This window comes from Streptomyces sp. NPDC058663, assembly GCF_042716745.1.
Classification (GTDB): domain Bacteria; phylum Actinomycetota; class Actinomycetes; order Streptomycetales; family Streptomycetaceae; genus Streptomyces.
The window spans coordinates 93,482-109,152 of sequence record NZ_JBHXRV010000031.1; the positions used below are offsets into that span (position 1 = coordinate 93,482).

The window sequence follows — 15,671 nt, forward strand, 5'->3', positions numbered from 1 at the left end:
TTTCATGGAGCCATGAGCAATCGAGATGACGAAAGCACCGACCGGTCCGTCCCCGTGTGGGAGCAGCGCTTCCGGGCTCCCCGGGTGTCGCTGCCCGACTGGGCGGACGACGCCCCCGACCGCGCACTCTTCGTGTCCAACGCGACCGGGACCTACGAGCTGTACGCCTGGGACCGGGCCACCGGGAAGCAGCGCCAGGTGACCGAGCGGCCGAACGGGACCACGGACGGCGTGCTCAGTCCGGACGGTGCGGAGATCTGGTGGTTCGACGACACCGACGGCGACGAGTTCGGGGTCTGGCGGCGGCAGCCGTTCGACGGAGGGGAGGACGTTGCCGCCGTTCCCGGCCTCGATCCCTCGTACCCGGCCGGGCTGGCGCTCGGCCGGGACGGGACCACCGTGGTGGGGCGGTCCACCGATGAGGACGGCTCGACGGTCCATGTCGTGCTGCCCGGCGGCGGGGACCCGGTCGAGATCTACCGGCACCGGGAGTCCGCCGGCGTCGGCGACCTTTCCCACGACAGCTCCCTGATCGCCATCGAACACACCGAGCACGGCGACGCCATGCACTCCGCGCTGCGCGTGGTGCGGCCGGACGGTTCGACCGTCGCCGAGCTGGACGACACCAGGGGTGGTGCGGAGGAACTGGGCCTTGAGGTCCTCGGGTTCGCCCCGGTGGCCGGTGACAGCAGGCTGCTCGTCGGGCACCAGCGGCGTGGCCGCTGGGAGCCGATGATCTGGGACCCGCTCGCCGGGACGGAGAGCGAGCTGGCGATCGACCTGCCCGGCGACGTCAACGCCGACTGGTACCCGGACGGGTCCGCCCTGCTCATCGGGCACAGCTTCGAGGCCCGCAGTGAGCTCTGGCGGTACGACGTCGAGTCCCGCGCACTGACCAGGATCGAAACGCCTGCCGGTTCCGTCTCGGGTGCCACCGCGCGGCCCGACGGCTCCATCGAGTACCTGTGGTCCTCGGCCGCGCAGCCGTCCGCCGTACGGTCCACGAACGGGGGCGTCGTGCTCGATCCGCCCGGGGCCAGGGCACCGGAGTCCGTGCCGGTGGAGACCGTGTGGGTGGACGGGCCCGGCGGCCGCATCCACGCGCTGGTGCAGAAGCCGGCGGGGGGCGAGGGCCCGTTCCCGACGGTCTTCGAGATCCACGGCGGGCCGACCTGGCACGACAGCGACTCGTTCGCGGCCGGCCCCGCGGCCTGGGTGGACCACGGGTACGCGGTGGTCCGCGTCAATTACCGGGGCTCGACCGGGTACGGCCGGGAGTGGACGGACGCGCTCAAGCACCGGGTCGGGCTGATCGAGCTGGAGGACATCGCGGCGGTACGGGCGTGGGCCGTGTCCGCCGGGCTGGCCGACCCGGAGCGGATCGTGCTGTCCGGGGGTTCGTGGGGCGGGTACCTGACGCTGCTCGGGCTAGGGACGCAGCCCGGCGACTGGGCGCTGGGACTGGCGGCCGTGCCGGTGGCCGACTACGTCACGGCGTACGAGGACGAGATGGAGGCGCTCAAGGCGATGGACCGGACGCTGCTCGGCGGGACGCCCGAAGAAGTGCCGGAGCGGTTCGCGGCCTCGTCACCGCTGACGTACGTCGACGAGGTGCGGGCGCCGGTCTACATCTCGGCGGGGGTCAACGACCCGCGCTGCCCGATCCGGCAGATCGACAACTACGTCGACCGGCTGGCCGCCCGCGGTGCCGTGCACGAGGTGTACCGGTACGACGCGGGGCACGGGTCGCTGGTGGTGGAGGAGCGGATCAAGCAGGTCCGCCTGGAGATCGACTTCGTCCGGCGTCATCTGGGCTGAGTACGGAGGCGCCGGCCGCCCGCCGGAGCAGGGGGTGGCCGGCGCCCGGACCTGGTGCGCGCCGCCCGCCGGAGCAGCGGGTGGCCGACGCCCGGACCTGGCCCTGGCCCTGGCGTGCGCCGCGCGCCCGAGCACGGAGTGGCCGGCGCCCGGCCCTTACGTGCGCTGCCCGCCCGAGCACGGAGTGCGCTGCGCCCTGACCTGGCATCCGGCGTCATTCGGGCTGGGAGCGGAGGTGCCGGCCCCTGAGCAGGTTGGGGCCGGCGCCCGGCCCTCGCGTACCTCGGACGCCGGACCTCGGACGCCGGACCAGGGAACGGGCGGCGTCCCGCTCGGCGTGCGCGTCCCCCGAGTACGTCACAAGTGCCGCCCCCGCCAGTCGGCGGGGCGGCACGGGAACGTACCGTGGGGGCGTGTACCGGTTTCTGCTGACTCCGCGGTGGTGGGGGATCAACCTCTTCGTTGTGCTCGCCATTCCCTTCTGCGTGTTCATGGGGTCCTGGCAGCTCGGACGTTTCGAGGCGCGGGTCGATTCGCACCGCAGTGCGGAAGCGGCCCCGGATCCCGCCCAGCAGACCGCGGCACCGCTCGACGCGCTGCTGCCCGTCTCCACCGAGACCTCCGGCAAGCCCGCGAAGGTGTCCGGGCGGTACGGCGAGCAGTTCCTGGTGCCGGGGCGGACCCTCGACGACAAACGGGGGTACTACGTCCTCGCGATGCTGAAGACGGCGTCCGGCGGCGGCAAGGCCCTGCCGGTCGTGCGGGGCTGGGCCCCGGGCGATGCCGGCAAGGCCACTTTGCCGCCCGCGCCCCCCGGCGAGGTCACCGTGACCGGTGCGCTCCAGGCGCCCGAGAACCAGCAGACCAAGGGGGTCAACTCCCGCGGCGGACTGCCCGCGGGCCAGGTCGGAATGATCAGCTCCGCCACCCTCGTCAATCTCGTTCCGTACCCCGTCCAGGACGCGTGGATCACCCAGAGCACCAGCGAGGCCGGGCTGAAGCCGGTGCCCGCGGTGGCACCGCAGGGCAGCGGGCTGGACCTCAAGGCGTTCCAGAACCTGGGGTACACCGGCGAGTGGTTCGTCTTCGCCGGGTTCGTACTCTTCATGTGGTTCCGGCTGATGCGGCGCGAGGCCGAGGCCGCCCGGGACCTGGAGCTCGGCATCCCCGCAGATGCCGGGACCGGTGCCGACGCCTCGGCGACCGACGAGAACCCGGATGCCGGGCCCCCCCTTGCCGCCGCGACCGGGGGCGACCTTGCCGCCGCGACCGCGGGCGATGCGGGGGCCGCCGGTCAGGGTGCGTCCAGTACGCCCGTCCGGTAGATCGTTCCCGCGCACGCGTTGGGGATCGTGGCCTCCGCGCTCGGGGCGCCGGGTTCCGCGGTGTGCGTCACGGCGACCTTGCCGTTCGCCGGGTCGCCGTCCGCCGTGCCGAGCTGGGTGGCCGTACCGGTGGCGTCGGCCGAGCCCTCCGAGCCCGTTTCGGGGACCTTGCCGCCCCCGCCTCCTCCCCCGTCGCCGCCGGGCCCGCCGCCCGTCGTCTGACCCCCGGTGTCCCCGGTGCCCGCGGTGGGCGTGGGATCCGGGGAGGCGCCCGTCGTGGGGCAGGTGGACTGCGGGACCCAGGCGAACTTCACCTCGTACGCCGCCTCCGGCGGCAGCACCAGGGCGTGCGCCTCCTTCGCCGGGTCGGGCAGTCCGTCAGCCGGGTCGCCCGAGGTGTGTTCGACGACCTTGATGCGCGACTCGTCGGCGGCGCCCATGGCCTGGAAGTTCATCCGGCCCTCGCCCGGCACGGCGCACTCCGCCCCGGACTTGTTGGCGATGCGGAAGGTGCCGTAGACGCGGCCCTTGGCGTCGGGGGCGCCGGTGACCGCCTTGACGACCTTCAGCTGACCGCCGTCGCAGGCGGGCTTCGGCGGCTCGCCGCTGATCTGTTCGTAGGCGCCGTCACCCGATCCCTGGCCGTCCGTGCCGTTGGCGTCGCCGCTGCCGGTGGCACCCGTGTGGGGGCTGCCCGCCTCGGACTCCTTCTGCTTGTCCGCCTTGTCCTGGCCCGGTGACTTGCCGGGGGTCCTGTCCTGGGGTCCGCCGTCCGCTCCCTGGTCGCCGTCGCCGGAGCCGGCGTTCGCGGGGCCGCCGTCGGCGCCCCTGGAGCTCTCGGCGTGGCCCGCGTTGGCGGCGTTGGCGGTCGCGGAGCCGCGGGAGTTGGACACATGCAGGAAGGCCGGGACCGCGGTGCCGATCAGCAGTACGGCCGCGGCCGCCCCGACCACGGCCTGGCGGCGTCTGGCCCGCCGGGCCGGAACCGCTCTGCGCAACTGGTCCAGGGCGCCGTCGGAAGGCGCCAGGCCCTCCACCGCCCCCTGCATCAGCCGGCGGATCGCCAGCTCGTCGGAGCTCAGCGCGGGGCCGGCCGCACCGGGCGCGCGTCCGTCCGGCGGGTTACCGCGCCCGTGACGCTCATCGCGCCCGTTGCACCCGTCGTTCACCATCTCGTTCCCAGTCCGGTCGTTTCGCGGCCCGTCCGGCCCGTACCGCCCGTGGCGGTCCTCTTCGTACCCGTCCCTGCTCCCGCTCATGCGGTGGCCTCCATCGCGACGCGCAGCGCCGCGATCCCGCGTGAACCGTACGCCTTCACCGAGCCCAGGGATATTCCGAGCGTCTCGGCGACCTGCGCCTCGGTCATGTCCGCGAAGTAACGCAGACTCAGCACCTCGCGCTGGCGCCGCTGCAGCCCGCGCATCGCCTTGATCAGCGCGTCCCGCTCCAGGCTGACGTACGCGCCCTCCTCGGCGCTCGCCATGTCCGGCATCGGCTTGGACAGCAGCTTGAGGCCCAGGATGCGGCGGCGCAGTGCCGAGCGGGACAGGTTCACGACGGTCTGCCGCAGATAGGCGAGGGTCTTCTCCGGCTCCCGGACGCGCCCGCGCGCGCTGTGCACCCGGATGAACGCCTCCTGGACGACGTCCTCGCACGAAGCGGTGTCGTCCAGCAGCAGCGCCGCGAGGCCGAGCAGCGAGCGGTAGTGCGCGCGGTAGGTCTCGGTCAGGTGGTCGACCGTCGTGCCCTCCGCGACGGTCGTCTCCTCAGTGGCCACGAGCGAGGAACCGTACGTCGCCGAACCGTGCGCCACGGACGCCGTGGTAGCCACGGGTGCCACGGGTGCCACGGGTGCCATCGCAGCAGCCTGAACCACCGAAGCCACTGGCGCTACCGAAGCCACTGGCGCCACCGCAGCTGCCTGCACCGGCCCCGCCTGCACCGGCCCTGCCTGCGCCTGCGCCTGCGCCTGCGCCTGCGCCACTATGCGGGCGGGCCGCGCCGCGGGCATGGGCGCGATCACCGGCATTCCGCCGGGCGCGCGCGTCGTACGCCGCGGGCGCACTGACGCGCCGCGCAGCGAGAGCGCCGTGATGTCGAGAACCTCTGCTGCCACGCCTGTTGGACACGCTTCTCCCCGTCAGGGTTGTACGCGCAGGACGCCGCTTTTGACGGTGTACTCGGTGCACCGATTCGCCCCATGCGTAACCGCCCCTCCCCATTGCCCCGATTTTGCCGTGGCCCCGCCCGAGGGCGACCACAGAGACGCCCCCCGCCCAACTCCCGGTTCCCACAAGGCCGGAGGCTTCCAGGGCCGGAGGCTTCATCAAACACGACCGCACGCCACCGCGAGCGGTCCAGACCCGTTATGCACGCACAGGGCGTTCACAGATCCTACAAAGGTTTCCGCTTAATCGAGCGCGAGTTCGGATGCGACCAATTCGCCGATCTGCACCGTATTCAGGGCAGATCCCTTGCGGAGATTGTCGCCACACACGAAGAGTTCGAGGGCCTGGGGATCGTCCATCGAGCGGCGCACCCGCCCGACCCAGGTGGGATCGGTGCCCACCACGTCGGCGGGCGTGGGGAAGTCCCCGGCCGCCGGATCGTCGAAGAGGACCACGCCAGGGGCGGTGGCGAGGATCTCGTGCGCCCGCCGGACGCCCACCTCGGACTCGAAGCGGGCGTGCACGGAGACGGAGTGGGTGCTGATGACGGGGACCCGTACACAGGTCGCGGTCACCCTCAGGTCGGGCAGTCCGAGAATCTTCCGGGACTCGTCGCGGATCTTGAGCTCCTCGGACGACCAGCCGCCGTCCTGTACGGAGCCCACCCAGGGCACCACGTTCAGCGCGAGCGGCGCCGGGAAGGGGCCGAGGTCGTCGCCGACCGCGCGCCGTACGCCGCCGGGCACGGTGCCCGCGCCGGGCTCGGCCGCCAGCAGCGAGAGCTGCGCGCGCAGGGTGTCGATGCCGGCCTGGCCCGCACCGCTGGCCGCCTGGTACGAGGACACCACCAGCTCGGCGAGAGAGAACTCGGCGTGCAGGGCGCCCAGCGCGACGATCATCGACAGGGTGGTGCAGTTGGGCGTCGCGACGATGCCGCGGGGCCGGTTGCGCGCACAGTGCGGATTGACCTCGGGGACCACCAGCGGGACCTCGGGGTGCATCCGGAAGGCCGCCGAGTTGTCCACCACGACGGCACCCCGGGCGACGGCGACGGGCGCCCACTGGGCGGCCACGTCGTCGGGCACGTCGAAGAGGGCGACGTCGACGCCCTCCAGGGCCTCTTCGGAGAGCGCCCGTACCTCCACGTCCTGCCCGCGCACGGCCAGCGTGGTGCCGGCCGCGCGCGGGGAGGCGAGGAGTCTGATCTCGCCCCAGATGTCGGCGTGCTGCGACAGGATCTGGAGCATGACCCGGCCGACCGCCCCGGTCGCCCCGACGACCGCGAGCGTCGGCTTCTTCGTCACCTGCCGGTGCCTCCGTAGACCACGGCCTCGTCGGAGTCCGTGTCGAGTCCGAAGGCGGTGTGCACGGCGCGCACGGCCTCGTTCACGTCGTCGGCGCGGGTGACGACCGAGATGCGGATCTCGGAGGTCGAGATCAGCTCGATGTTCACGCCCGCGTCGGACAGCGCCTCGAAGAAGCCGGCCGTGACGCCGGGGTTGGTCTTCATGCCCGCGCCGACCAGGGAGATCTTGGCGATCTGGTCGTCGTAGCGCAGCGAGTCGTAACCGATGATCGCGCGCGCCTTCTCCAGCGCCTCGGTGGCCTTGCGGCCCTCGGTCTTGGGCAGCGTGAAGGAGATGTCCGTCAGGCCGGTGGAGGCGGCGGATACGTTCTGCACGACCATGTCGATGTTGATCTCGGCGTCCGCGATGGCGCGGAAGATCGCCGCGGCCTCGCCCGGCTTGTCCGGGACCCCGACGACCGTGACCTTGGCCTCGGAGACGTCGTGCGCGACGCCCGAGATGATGGCCTGCTCCACCTTGGTGTCTCCCAGCGGCTCGTTGCTGACCCACGTTCCGCGCAGGCCCGAGAAGGACGAGCGTACGTGGATCGGGATGTTGTAGCGGCGTGCGTACTCCACGCACCGGTGCAGCAGCACCTTGGAGCCGGACGCGGCCAGCTCCAGCATGTCCTCGAAGGAGATCCATTCGATCTTCTTCGCCTTCTTCACCACACGGGGGTCGGCGGTGAACACGCCGTCCACGTCCGTGTAGATCTCGCAGACCTCGGCGTCGAGGGCGGCGGCCAGCGCGACGGCCGTCGTGTCGGAACCACCGCGACCGAGGGTCGTGATGTTCTTCCCCTCCTGGCTGACGCCCTGGAACCCGGCGACGATGGCGATGTTGCCCTCGTCGATCGAGGTCCGGATGCGGCCCGGGGTGACGTCGATGATGCGCGCCTTGTTGTGGACCGAGTCGGTGATGACTCCGGCCTGGCTGCCCGTGAAGGACTGGGCCTCGTGGCCCAGGTTTTTGATCGCCATGGCCAGCAGGGCCATGGAGATCCGCTCTCCTGCGGTCAGCAGCATGTCGAATTCGCGCCCGGCAGGGATCGGAGATACCTGCCCGGCGAGGTCGATCAGCTCATCCGTGGTGTCGCCCATCGCGGACACCACGACGACGACCTGATGGCCGTCTCTCTTGGCATCCACGACTCGCTTGGCGACACGCTTGATGCCTTCGGCATCGGCGACGGAGGAGCCTCCGTACTTCTGCACGACAAGGCCCACGTGCGCTCCTCGTTAGGTCATTACTGCGGTCGGCTCAGTCTAGCGAGCAGGGCGGGGACGCCAGCGGCGTATCGCATCGCGAGACGAGCCGCTCACAAAGCGGACGTTGCACAGCGTCCTTCCTGCTCGACGGGGATGCTGCCCCGGTCGTGCGGGGGTACGCGAAAGGTGTGCCGGGTCACATGGCGGCGGTACGGACCCCGGGGCCGCGGCAGGCGGAACCGGCGAGCGGGGCGGCGCGTCACACGCCCAACACCCGTCGCACACAAGGGAGTTACATGTTCCGCTTCCGCAGGGGCCCGGGCACCCCGGCCCGCACCGCACCCGGACCGGCTTCCGCACCCCCGTCGGCGGCAGCCGCAGCCGTGGCCCTGGCCGCGTCCGCCGCCCTGCTCCTCACCGCCTGCGGGACGCAGCAACAGGGCGGGCCCCCGGCCATCCGTACGTCGGAGACCGCGCCCGGGGTGGCCACCGCCACGAAGCCCTGCCCCAAGATGGACCTGTCCCACGGCGGCGCCCCGCCCGCCCTCGTCCAGGGCAGCATCCCGGCCAACACTCCCGAGGCCCAGGCGCTGGCCAGGGCCTTCTCCCCGCCCAAGCGCGGCGGCGGCCCGTACGCCAGGTACGCCGACATCTACAGCGACTTCATCGTCGACCAGCCGCACGGCCGCGTCGTCCTGTGCGTGACCGACCTGAAGCGCGGCAAGGAGTGGGTGGAGGCCGTCCGCAGGAGCCATCCGGACGTCGACACGACCCGGGTGGACCTCTACCGGGGCCGGTACGCGCACGTGCGGGTGGCGGCGGCCGGTGAGCGCCTGCACGACTGGAAGAAGTACGCCCACCCGATCCACACCGTCAGCATCGACGGCTCCGACCTGACCGTCGGGTCCTCCCCGGCGGGGGCTGCCTCGAAGGAGTTCCGCGAGCAGCTCACCAAGGACGCGGGCGTGGCGGTACGGGTGGAGGCGGGCTCGCCCGCCGAGGCGGCCGGCGGCGACATGCCGAGAGGACCGCAGCCCGCGTACCGGCAGCCGAATGCCCCGGCCGGTCCGTCGTCGTGAAGGACCACCCGGGGCACAGGGACCAGCCGAGGCACAGGGACGACCCGGGGCATGCGGACCAGCCGGGGCACAGGGACCGGCCAGGCCATAAGGATCACCCGGGTCATGCGGCCGGACTCAGCCCACCGTACGGATTCCCAGCGGTCCCGCGATCTCCTCCAGCATCACGCGTCCCGCCTCCTCCTCCAGGTCCTTCTCCGCCAGGTCCTCGTCCGTGTCCAGGCCGTCCAGCTCCTGGAGCGGCTGGTCGAGACGGACGTGCGCCACCAGGGACTGGAGGGCGCGCAGGGTGGCCGAGGCGGTGGAGCCCCAGTTGGAGAAGTAGGAGAACTGCCACCACCACAGGGCCTCGGACGTACGGCCCGCGCGGTAGTGCGCGAGGCCGTGCCGCAGGTCGGTGATGATGCCGGCCAGGTCGTCGGAGATCCGGCAGGCCACAGGGGGCTTGCGCGGCTCGTACGGGTCGAAGACCTCCGAGTAGACGTCGATGGGCTCCAGCATGCGCGCGAAGCGGATGCGGAGGTCGTCGACGTCCGGCTCCGGACCGAGGTCCGGCTCGTAGCGCTCGTCCGGGACGATGTCCTCGTGCGCGCCCAGCCTGCCGCCCGCGAGCAGCAGCTGGGACACCTCCAGCAACAGGAACGGCACAGCACTGTCGGGCTCGTCTCCCTTGGCCACTTCCGTGACCGTCAGGATGAAGCTCTCGATCTGGTCGGCGATCTGGACCGCGAACGAGTCGGGTTCCGAATCGGGTCCGGGACCGGCGGCGGACCGGGCCGCAATGACGTCAGACATCCAGCAATCGTCTCCCCTCGAAGGCACGCCCGAGCGTGACCTCGTCGGCGTACTCAAGGTCTCCCCCTACAGGAAGACCACTGGCCAGCCGGGTGACTCTCAAACCCATGGGTTTGATCATCCGGGCCAGGTACGTGGCGGTGGCCTCGCCCTCCAGGTTCGGGTCCGTCGCCAGGATCAGCTCGGTGACGGCGCCGTCCGCGAGACGGGCGAGCAGTTCACGGATCCGCAGATCGTCGGGGCCGACACCCTCGATGGGGCTGATGGCGCCGCCCAGCACGTGGTAGCGGCCCCGGAATTCCCGGGTCCGCTCGATCGCGACGACATCCTTCGGCTCTTCCACGACACAGATGACGGTCACGTCGCGGCGGGGGTCGCGGCAGATGTTGCACCGCTCCTCCTGGGCGACGTTCCCGCACACCGCGCAGAAGCGGACCTTGTCCTTCACCTCAAGGAGGGCGTGCGCCAGCCGTCGTACGTCGGTGGGCTCGGCCTGGAGGATGTGGAAGGCGATCCGCTGCGCGCTCTTGGGACCGACGCCGGGCAGCCTGCCCAACTCGTCGATGAGGTCCTGGACCACGCCTTCGTACAACGGATTGCCTTCTCTGCTTGTCGATCGGTCCTGCTTGGTACGTACGGTAGTTGGTGCGGGGGCCTGTACAGAAGGGCTACGGGCCCGTGCCCCGGTCCGGTTCGTGGGGCCGGCGCGCCGACCCCCGCTCCGGTGCCGGCAGCGGCCTTCAGAAAGGCAGGCCCGGCATTCCGCCCAGGCCCTGGGTCAGCGGGCCGAGCTTCTCCTGCTGGAGGGTCTGCGCGTTCTCGTTCGCGGCCTGGACGGCGGCGACGACGAGGTCCGCGAGGGTCTCGGTGTCGTCCGGGTCGACGGCCTTGGGGTCGATCACCAGGGCGCGCAGCTCGCCGGAGCCGTTGACGGTGGCCTTGACCAGACCGCCGCCGGCCGTGCCGTCGACCTCGGTCCTGGCGAGCTCCTCCTGGGCGTTCGCGAGGTCCTGCTGCATCTTCTGGGCCTGCTGGAGCAGCTGCTGCATGTTGGGCTGGCCACCACCGGGGATCACGGCATGTCTCCTAGTCGTCCTGAGGTCTGGTCGTCCTGCGGTCTGGTCGTCCCGAGGTCTGGCCGTCCTGAGGTCTGTTCTCGGGTCATTCCGAGCCTACGTGGTCGCCCGAGGGCGCGCCCCATGCCGTAGGGCGTGACTCTTTCGAGTGAGTGCCCGGGGCTCCCCCGCCTGCTCACGGCCCCCTACGGGGGGAAAAACCCTGACAACGGCCGCATGGCCCGCTATTCGGCGGTAGGAAGGGGCAGGCGCACCCGTACGGAGGAGTTTGCCGACGGGCCGCGGTGGTGAGGAACGCGCCTCCGTGCAGGGTCGGCGGTCGGCCGGTACGCAGCCGCTTCGAGGCCCGTACGCGATCCGGAACGGTCCGTACGCGGTCTTCTTGCGTGGTCCGGGGGCGGTTCGTGCATGGTCCGTACGCGGTCCGTGCGCGGCCCGCACTCGGTCGTACCCGGCCCGGGGGCGGTCCGTGCGCAGTCCGTGCGCGGTCCGTGCGCGCAGCTCAGCAGTCTCAGAAGTCCAGACGCAGAGGAGTGCCGGTGAGTCAGCCGGAGATGCAGCCCGAGGGGCCGCCGGCCCGGCACGACGCCGGTTCCGGTCCGGATGCCGGCGCAGGTGGCGGCGACGCCGACGATTGGGGCTGGGACGCCGCGGACCTGGCCGGCCGGCCGTTCCCGCTCGGCGACTGGGGCGAGCCCGCGGAGCGGCTGGACGAGCTCTACCGATGGGTCGAGGAGGGGGCGCTGCGCACGGCCCGCTGGTACCTGGCCGACCGCGGCTGGAAGCGCCGCGGCGCCCGGGCCCTGCGGGTGGCCACGGCGCTGGCCGTCGTGACCGGCGCCTCCCTGCCCGTCCTGGATCTGACCGGGACGGTGCCGGGCGGCGCGGGCTGGGGCTACCTGTCGCTGCTGCTCGGTGCGGCGTGCGTGGCCTGCGACCGGTACTTCGGACTGACGTCCGGGTGGATGCGGGACATGGCGACCGCGCAGGCGGTGCAGCGGCGGCTGACGGCGCTCCAGTTCGACTGGGCGTCGGAGAGCGTACGGGAGATCCTCGGGCCCACGGACGGGACGGCCAGCGAGGCGGCGGAACGTTGTCTCGGCGTGCTGCGGAGGTTTACGGAGGACGTCACGGAGCTGGTCCGGGTCGAGACCACGGACTGGATGGTGGAGTTCCGGTCGGGGCCGGCGCCGTTGGTGATGCAGACGTTGGGGGCGGCGTCGCCGGGGCGGGTGGAGGGTTCGGTGGGGGCCGCCGGGCCGGGGGGGCGGGTGCCGTTGCCGCCGGGGACTCGGCCGAACATGCCTCGGCAGAGGCCGCCGGAGTCGCCTCGGTAGGGGTTTGTACGGGGGCCTGGGCGGGCCCCCGGACCGGCCGGCCGGGTGGCGGTGGTTGGGCGGGACTGGGGCGGTGCCGGGGGCGGGCGGGACAGGGGTGCTCGGCTCCGCCGGGGGCCGCCCCCTTGCCCGCCCTTCCCCAAGCTCTCGGCTTCGCTCGAGCAGGGGAGACCCCACTCGCCCCCGGGGGCGGCCCCGCCGCCCATGGGGGCGGGGGGGTAGGGGGGTGCGGGAGGCCCCGCCGCCCATGGGGGCTGGGGAAGGGGTGGTCGGGTGGCCCCGGCGCGCAAGGGGGCTCGGGGGGTCAGCTGAAGATGAGCATGGAGCCTTGGGCGAGGCTTCGGGTGGTGGCGGCGTGCAGGCCCAGCCACACGTGCCGTTCCCGGGCGAAGGGGGACGGGTCCAGGGGGGCGGGGGCCGTCTCTTCCAGGGTGGTCGGACCGGTGGGCGGGGCGGGCGGCGCGGGCGGGTTCGCCGGGTCGATGCCGATCGCCGGAGCCACGTACTCCAGCTCCCTCAGCAGGCCCTGTACCGAGCCCAAGGGGCCGCCTCCGGCGAGGAGTTCCTCGTTCGAGAGGGGGGCGGGGAAGTCGACGGGCACGTACGCGCCCGCGTGGTCGAAGTGCCAGACCAGGTGCGAGCCGAGTGCCGTGTCCTCGAACACCTCCAGCAACTGCTCGTAGTCGCCGCCCAGTTCGCCGACCGGGGTGACCGCGAGGCCGCGCGCGAGGAGGATGTACGCCCGCCGCAGGAAGTGCAGCGCGTCGTAGTCGAAGCCCGCGACGGGGGCCACGTCGCCGGAGAGTCCCGGCATGTACGGGAAGATCGGCACCGTCGGCAGACCGGACTCGGTCAGTGCCTTGTCGTATGCCGCGATCTCTTCGGCGAAGGGGTTGTCGGGGCTCTGGCACAGCACGTCGACAAGGGGCACCAGCCACAGGTCACAGGCCAAGGGGGCTCCTCCACGGTCCGGGGCGCTGCGGCCCCTTGGCCGACGCCGGTGAGGGAAGCGTAATGCCCCGCACACGCCGCGCGAAGAGCGCGGGCAGGACCTCCCGCCGGGGACGACACCAGCTCAGGCCCCTGTGGGCCCCGCCGCTCCCAGGCTCTGCGCCCAGCGCAGGGCCGCCTCGTCGTGGGCGGCGAGGATGTCGTAGACCGCTTCCTCGTCGCAGCGGGTCAGTGCCGCGACGACGTCCTCGTAGCCGGTCCACAGGCAGCCGCCGTCCCGCAGGTGGCGGTCGGCGCGCAGGTGGGGGACCGAGAACACCCAGCACCGGACCCGGAGTTGGTGCAGGAAGGCAGCTATGTGCGGGTTGCCGATCATGCCGGCGAGCTCGTTCCAGAAGCGCAGGTCGTAGCCGATGAGGACGTCCAACTCGCCCGTTCTGGCCGTCCGCCCGGCCTCCTCGGCGCGCCGGCGCAGCACCGCCAGCCGGTCCGGCGGCAGGTCGCCCGCGGCGATCGCGAGCCGCTGGTGGACGCCCTCGATGACCAGTCGCCGCGCCTCGACCATGCCGCGGTACTCGTCGGCCGAGTACTCGCGGACCCTGAAGCCCTTGTGGTGGTCGGAAGTGAGCAGCCCCTGCGCGGCCAGGTCCACCAGCGCCTCGCGCACGGGCGTCGCCGACACCTCGTACTGTTCGGCGATCTGCTTGACGGTGAACTCCCGGCCGCTCTGCAGCCGTCCGGCCAGAACCTCGTCACGCAGCGCATCGGTCAGCTGCTGGCGCAAGGTGCTGCGGTTCACGGTTCCGCGGGTGCCGGAGCCGCTCGCGGGCATGGTGATTCCCCCTTCGTCCGCTCCCCACACCTTATGGGGCGTCCGGAACGGGACAAGGGGGAAGATCACATCGGCTGCTGCACGAGGACGGCCGGGGACCCTCGCGGGCAGGGCCGGTTACGCCGTGTATTCGTCGGCCACCGAGAGCGCGACGTCCAGGGCCGCCAGTCCCTCCTTGGCCTCCGCCTCGGTGATGTTGCACGCGGGGACGACGTGCGTGCGGTTCATGTTGATGAAGGGCCACAGGCCGTTCTTCTTGCAGGCGGCACCAAAGGCGGCCATCGGGGCGGCGTCCGCTCCGGTCGCGTTGTACGGCACGAGCGGCTCGCGGGTCTCGCGGTTCCTGACCAGTTCCAGCGCCCAGAACATGCCGCTGCCGCGCACCTCGCCGATGCTCGGGTGGCGCTCGGCCAGGCCGCGCAGACCGGGCTCGATGACGCTCGCGCCGATGTGGGCGGCGTTCTCGACGACCTTCTCCTCCTCCATCACCTGGATCGTGGCGACGGCGGCGGCGCAGGCCAGGGGGTGGCCGGAGTAGGTGAGGCCACCCGGGAAGGGCCGCTTCTCGAAGGTCTCGGCGATCGCGCCGGAGATGGCGACGCCGCCCAGCGGTACGTAACCGGAGTTGACGCCCTTCGCGAAGGTCATCAGGTCGGGTACGACGTCGAAGTGGTCGGCGGCGAACCACTCACCGGTGCGCCCGAAGCCGGCCATGACCTCGTCCAGTACGAAGACGATCCCGTGGCGGTCGCAGATCTCGCGCACGCCCTGGAGGTAGCCGGGCGGCGGCGTCATGATCCCGGCGGTACCGGGCACGGTTTCCAGGACGATCGCGGCGACGGACGCGGGCCCCTCGAAGGCGATCGTGTCGTGGAGGTGCTGGAGGGCGCGCGCGCACTCCTCCTCCTCGGTCGACGCGTAGAACGCGGACCGGTAGAGGAACGGCGCCCAGAAGTGGACCGTGCCGGAGGACCCGTTGTCGGAGGCCCAGCGGCGCGGGTCGCCGGTGAGGTTGATCGCGGTGTTGGTCCCGCCGTGGTACGAGCGGTAGGCGGCGAGCACCTTGTGGCGGCCCGTGTGCAGACGGGCCATGCGCACGGCGTTCTCGATGGCTTCCGCGCCGCCGTTGGTGAAGAAGATCTTGTCGAGGTCGCCGGGGGTGCGGGAGGCGATGAGGCGTGCGGCCTCGGACCGGGCCTCGACGGCGAACGCGGGCGCGAAGGTGGTCATGGTGGCCGCCTGCTCCTGGATCGCCGCGACGACCTTCGGGTGCTGGTAGCCGATGTTGGTGAAGACGAGCCCGCTGGTGAAGTCGAGGTACCGGTTGCCCTCGAAGTCCCAGAAGTACGCACCCTCCGCACCGGCCACGGCCAGGGGGTCGATCAGGCCCTGGGCGGACCAGGAGTGGAACACGTGCGCCCGGTCGGCGGCCTTGATGGCGGCGCCTTTGGCGGGGTCGGGGGTGAGGTGAGGGGTCATGCGGGCAGGGTAGGTCGCCCGGGCGGGCGAGGGCCATGGCCATCCTGTACGCGAACCGGTCCCGAGCTCGGCAGGATGTCGACCCCCTGCCCCCCTAGCCCCCTTGGGCGGCGGGGCCGCCCTGATCACCTCGCCGCCTTGGGCAGCGGGGCCGCCCCCCTCCCCCCGTTATGTTTTTCGCGGTCCTGCAATGGGGCCGCTGGCCTCCGGGCCCGGTATGACTGTGTCCCCTCTGTCGATCGGATGACCTGGGGGGT

14 protein-coding genes are annotated in these 15,671 nt (G+C 72.1%); 4 read left to right on the forward strand and 10 right to left on the reverse strand.

The annotated features are described in order from the left end of the window. The first annotated feature begins 12 nt into the window (after positions 1 to 12). Together ACFWVV_RS22875 and ACFWVV_RS22880 are read left to right on the forward strand one after the other, a co-directional pair. Positions 13 to 1,818: a S9 family peptidase gene (locus ACFWVV_RS22875; protein WP_384353945.1), complete on the forward strand. Its 1,806-nt coding sequence runs from the start codon at positions 13 to 15 to the stop codon at positions 1,816 to 1,818. Positions 1,819 to 2,231: 413 nt separating this feature from the next. Beyond that, the gene (locus ACFWVV_RS22880) at positions 2,232 to 3,143 is read left to right on the forward strand and encodes an SURF1 family protein (protein WP_384353947.1); all 912 of its coding nucleotides are present in this window, start codon (positions 2,232 to 2,234) and stop codon (positions 3,141 to 3,143) included. Here ACFWVV_RS22880 and ACFWVV_RS22885 read toward each other — a convergent pair. From ACFWVV_RS22885 to ACFWVV_RS22900, 4 genes are all read right to left on the reverse strand, one after another. After that, on the reverse strand, positions 3,113 to 4,402 hold the full coding sequence (locus tag ACFWVV_RS22885; RefSeq protein WP_384353949.1) for a hypothetical protein: 1,290 nt from the start codon (positions 4,400 to 4,402) through the stop codon (positions 3,113 to 3,115). The two genes, ACFWVV_RS22880 and ACFWVV_RS22885, sit on opposite strands and share 31 nt — an antisense overlap. Next, positions 4,399 to 5,001 (reverse strand): SigE family RNA polymerase sigma factor, encoded by a 603-nt coding sequence (locus ACFWVV_RS22890; protein WP_384353951.1) that lies wholly within the window; start codon positions 4,999 to 5,001, stop codon positions 4,399 to 4,401. Before ACFWVV_RS22890 ends, ACFWVV_RS22885 begins: the two co-directional genes overlap by 4 nt. 552 nt (positions 5,002 to 5,553) lie before the next feature. After that, on the reverse strand, positions 5,554 to 6,615 hold the full coding sequence (locus tag ACFWVV_RS22895; protein ID WP_384353953.1) for an aspartate-semialdehyde dehydrogenase: 1,062 nt from the start codon (positions 6,613 to 6,615) through the stop codon (positions 5,554 to 5,556). After that, positions 6,612 to 7,883: an aspartate kinase gene (locus ACFWVV_RS22900; protein WP_384353955.1), complete on the reverse strand. Its 1,272-nt coding sequence runs from the start codon at positions 7,881 to 7,883 to the stop codon at positions 6,612 to 6,614. The genes ACFWVV_RS22895 and ACFWVV_RS22900 overlap by 4 nt, the downstream gene beginning before the upstream one ends. 278 nt (positions 7,884 to 8,161) lie before the next feature. On the opposite strand from ACFWVV_RS22900, the gene ACFWVV_RS22905 reads away from it, so the two are divergent. Further along, entirely contained in the window at positions 8,162 to 8,944 is a 783-nt protein-coding gene (locus tag ACFWVV_RS22905; protein WP_384353957.1) for a hypothetical protein, read from the forward strand. Positions 8,945 to 9,061: 117 nt separating this feature from the next. On the opposite strand, the gene ACFWVV_RS22910 is transcribed toward ACFWVV_RS22905, so the two are convergent. From ACFWVV_RS22910 to ACFWVV_RS22920, 3 genes are all read right to left on the reverse strand, one after another. Then, positions 9,062 to 9,739 carry a DUF5063 domain-containing protein gene (locus tag ACFWVV_RS22910; protein WP_384353959.1) on the reverse strand — a complete coding sequence of 226 codons (678 nt, stop codon included), beginning with the start codon at positions 9,737 to 9,739 and terminating at the stop codon, positions 9,062 to 9,064. Further along, the gene (gene recR, locus ACFWVV_RS22915) at positions 9,732 to 10,331 is read right to left on the reverse strand and encodes a recombination mediator RecR (protein WP_384353961.1); all 600 of its coding nucleotides are present in this window, start codon (positions 10,329 to 10,331) and stop codon (positions 9,732 to 9,734) included. The genes ACFWVV_RS22910 and recR overlap by 8 nt, the downstream gene beginning before the upstream one ends. Before the next feature lie 148 nt (positions 10,332 to 10,479). Beyond that, entirely contained in the window at positions 10,480 to 10,815 is a 336-nt protein-coding gene (locus ACFWVV_RS22920; RefSeq protein ID WP_384353963.1) for a YbaB/EbfC family nucleoid-associated protein, read from the reverse strand. Between the two features lie 539 nt (positions 10,816 to 11,354). On the opposite strand from ACFWVV_RS22920, the gene ACFWVV_RS22925 reads away from it, so the two are divergent. Next, positions 11,355 to 12,152 (forward strand): SLATT domain-containing protein, encoded by a 798-nt coding sequence (locus ACFWVV_RS22925; protein ID WP_384353965.1) that lies wholly within the window; start codon positions 11,355 to 11,357, stop codon positions 12,150 to 12,152. 304 nt (positions 12,153 to 12,456) lie between these two features. On the opposite strand, the gene ACFWVV_RS22930 is transcribed toward ACFWVV_RS22925, so the two are convergent. The 3 genes from ACFWVV_RS22930 to ACFWVV_RS22940 form a co-directional block, all read right to left on the reverse strand. Continuing rightward, positions 12,457 to 13,104, reverse strand: coding sequence for a hypothetical protein (locus ACFWVV_RS22930; RefSeq protein WP_384359130.1), 648 nt, complete (start codon positions 13,102 to 13,104; stop codon positions 12,457 to 12,459). Positions 13,105 to 13,227: 123 nt separating this feature from the next. Further along, on the reverse strand, positions 13,228 to 13,935 hold the full coding sequence (locus ACFWVV_RS22935) for a GntR family transcriptional regulator (protein ID WP_384359132.1): 708 nt from the start codon (positions 13,933 to 13,935) through the stop codon (positions 13,228 to 13,230). A 117-nt stretch (positions 13,936 to 14,052) separates the two neighbouring features. Beyond that, positions 14,053 to 15,414 (reverse strand): aspartate aminotransferase family protein, encoded by a 1,362-nt coding sequence (locus tag ACFWVV_RS22940; RefSeq protein WP_384359134.1) that lies wholly within the window; start codon positions 15,412 to 15,414, stop codon positions 14,053 to 14,055. Between the last annotated feature and the right edge of the window lie 257 nt (positions 15,415 to 15,671).

What these genes read in the sequence shown, in the direction of transcription:
- ACFWVV_RS22905 (WP_384353957.1), top strand. Translation starts at nt 8,162, where the DNA reads ATGTTCCGCTTCCGCAGGGGCCCGGGCACCCCGGCCCGCACCGCACCC.
- ACFWVV_RS22940 (WP_384359134.1), bottom strand. Translation starts at nt 15,414, where the DNA reads ATGACCCCTCACCTCACCCCCGACCCCGCCAAAGGCGCCGCCATCAAG.
- ACFWVV_RS22910 (WP_384353959.1), bottom strand. Translation starts at nt 9,739, where the DNA reads ATGTCTGACGTCATTGCGGCCCGGTCCGCCGCCGGTCCCGGACCCGAT.
- ACFWVV_RS22890 (WP_384353951.1), bottom strand. Translation starts at nt 5,001, where the DNA reads ATGGCACCCGTGGCACCCGTGGCACCCGTGGCTACCACGGCGTCCGTG.
- ACFWVV_RS22935 (WP_384359132.1), bottom strand. Translation starts at nt 13,935, where the DNA reads ATGCCCGCGAGCGGCTCCGGCACCCGCGGAACCGTGAACCGCAGCACC.
- ACFWVV_RS22885 (WP_384353949.1), bottom strand. Translation starts at nt 4,402, where the DNA reads ATGAGCGGGAGCAGGGACGGGTACGAAGAGGACCGCCACGGGCGGTAC.
- ACFWVV_RS22875 (WP_384353945.1), top strand. Translation starts at nt 13, where the DNA reads ATGAGCAATCGAGATGACGAAAGCACCGACCGGTCCGTCCCCGTGTGG.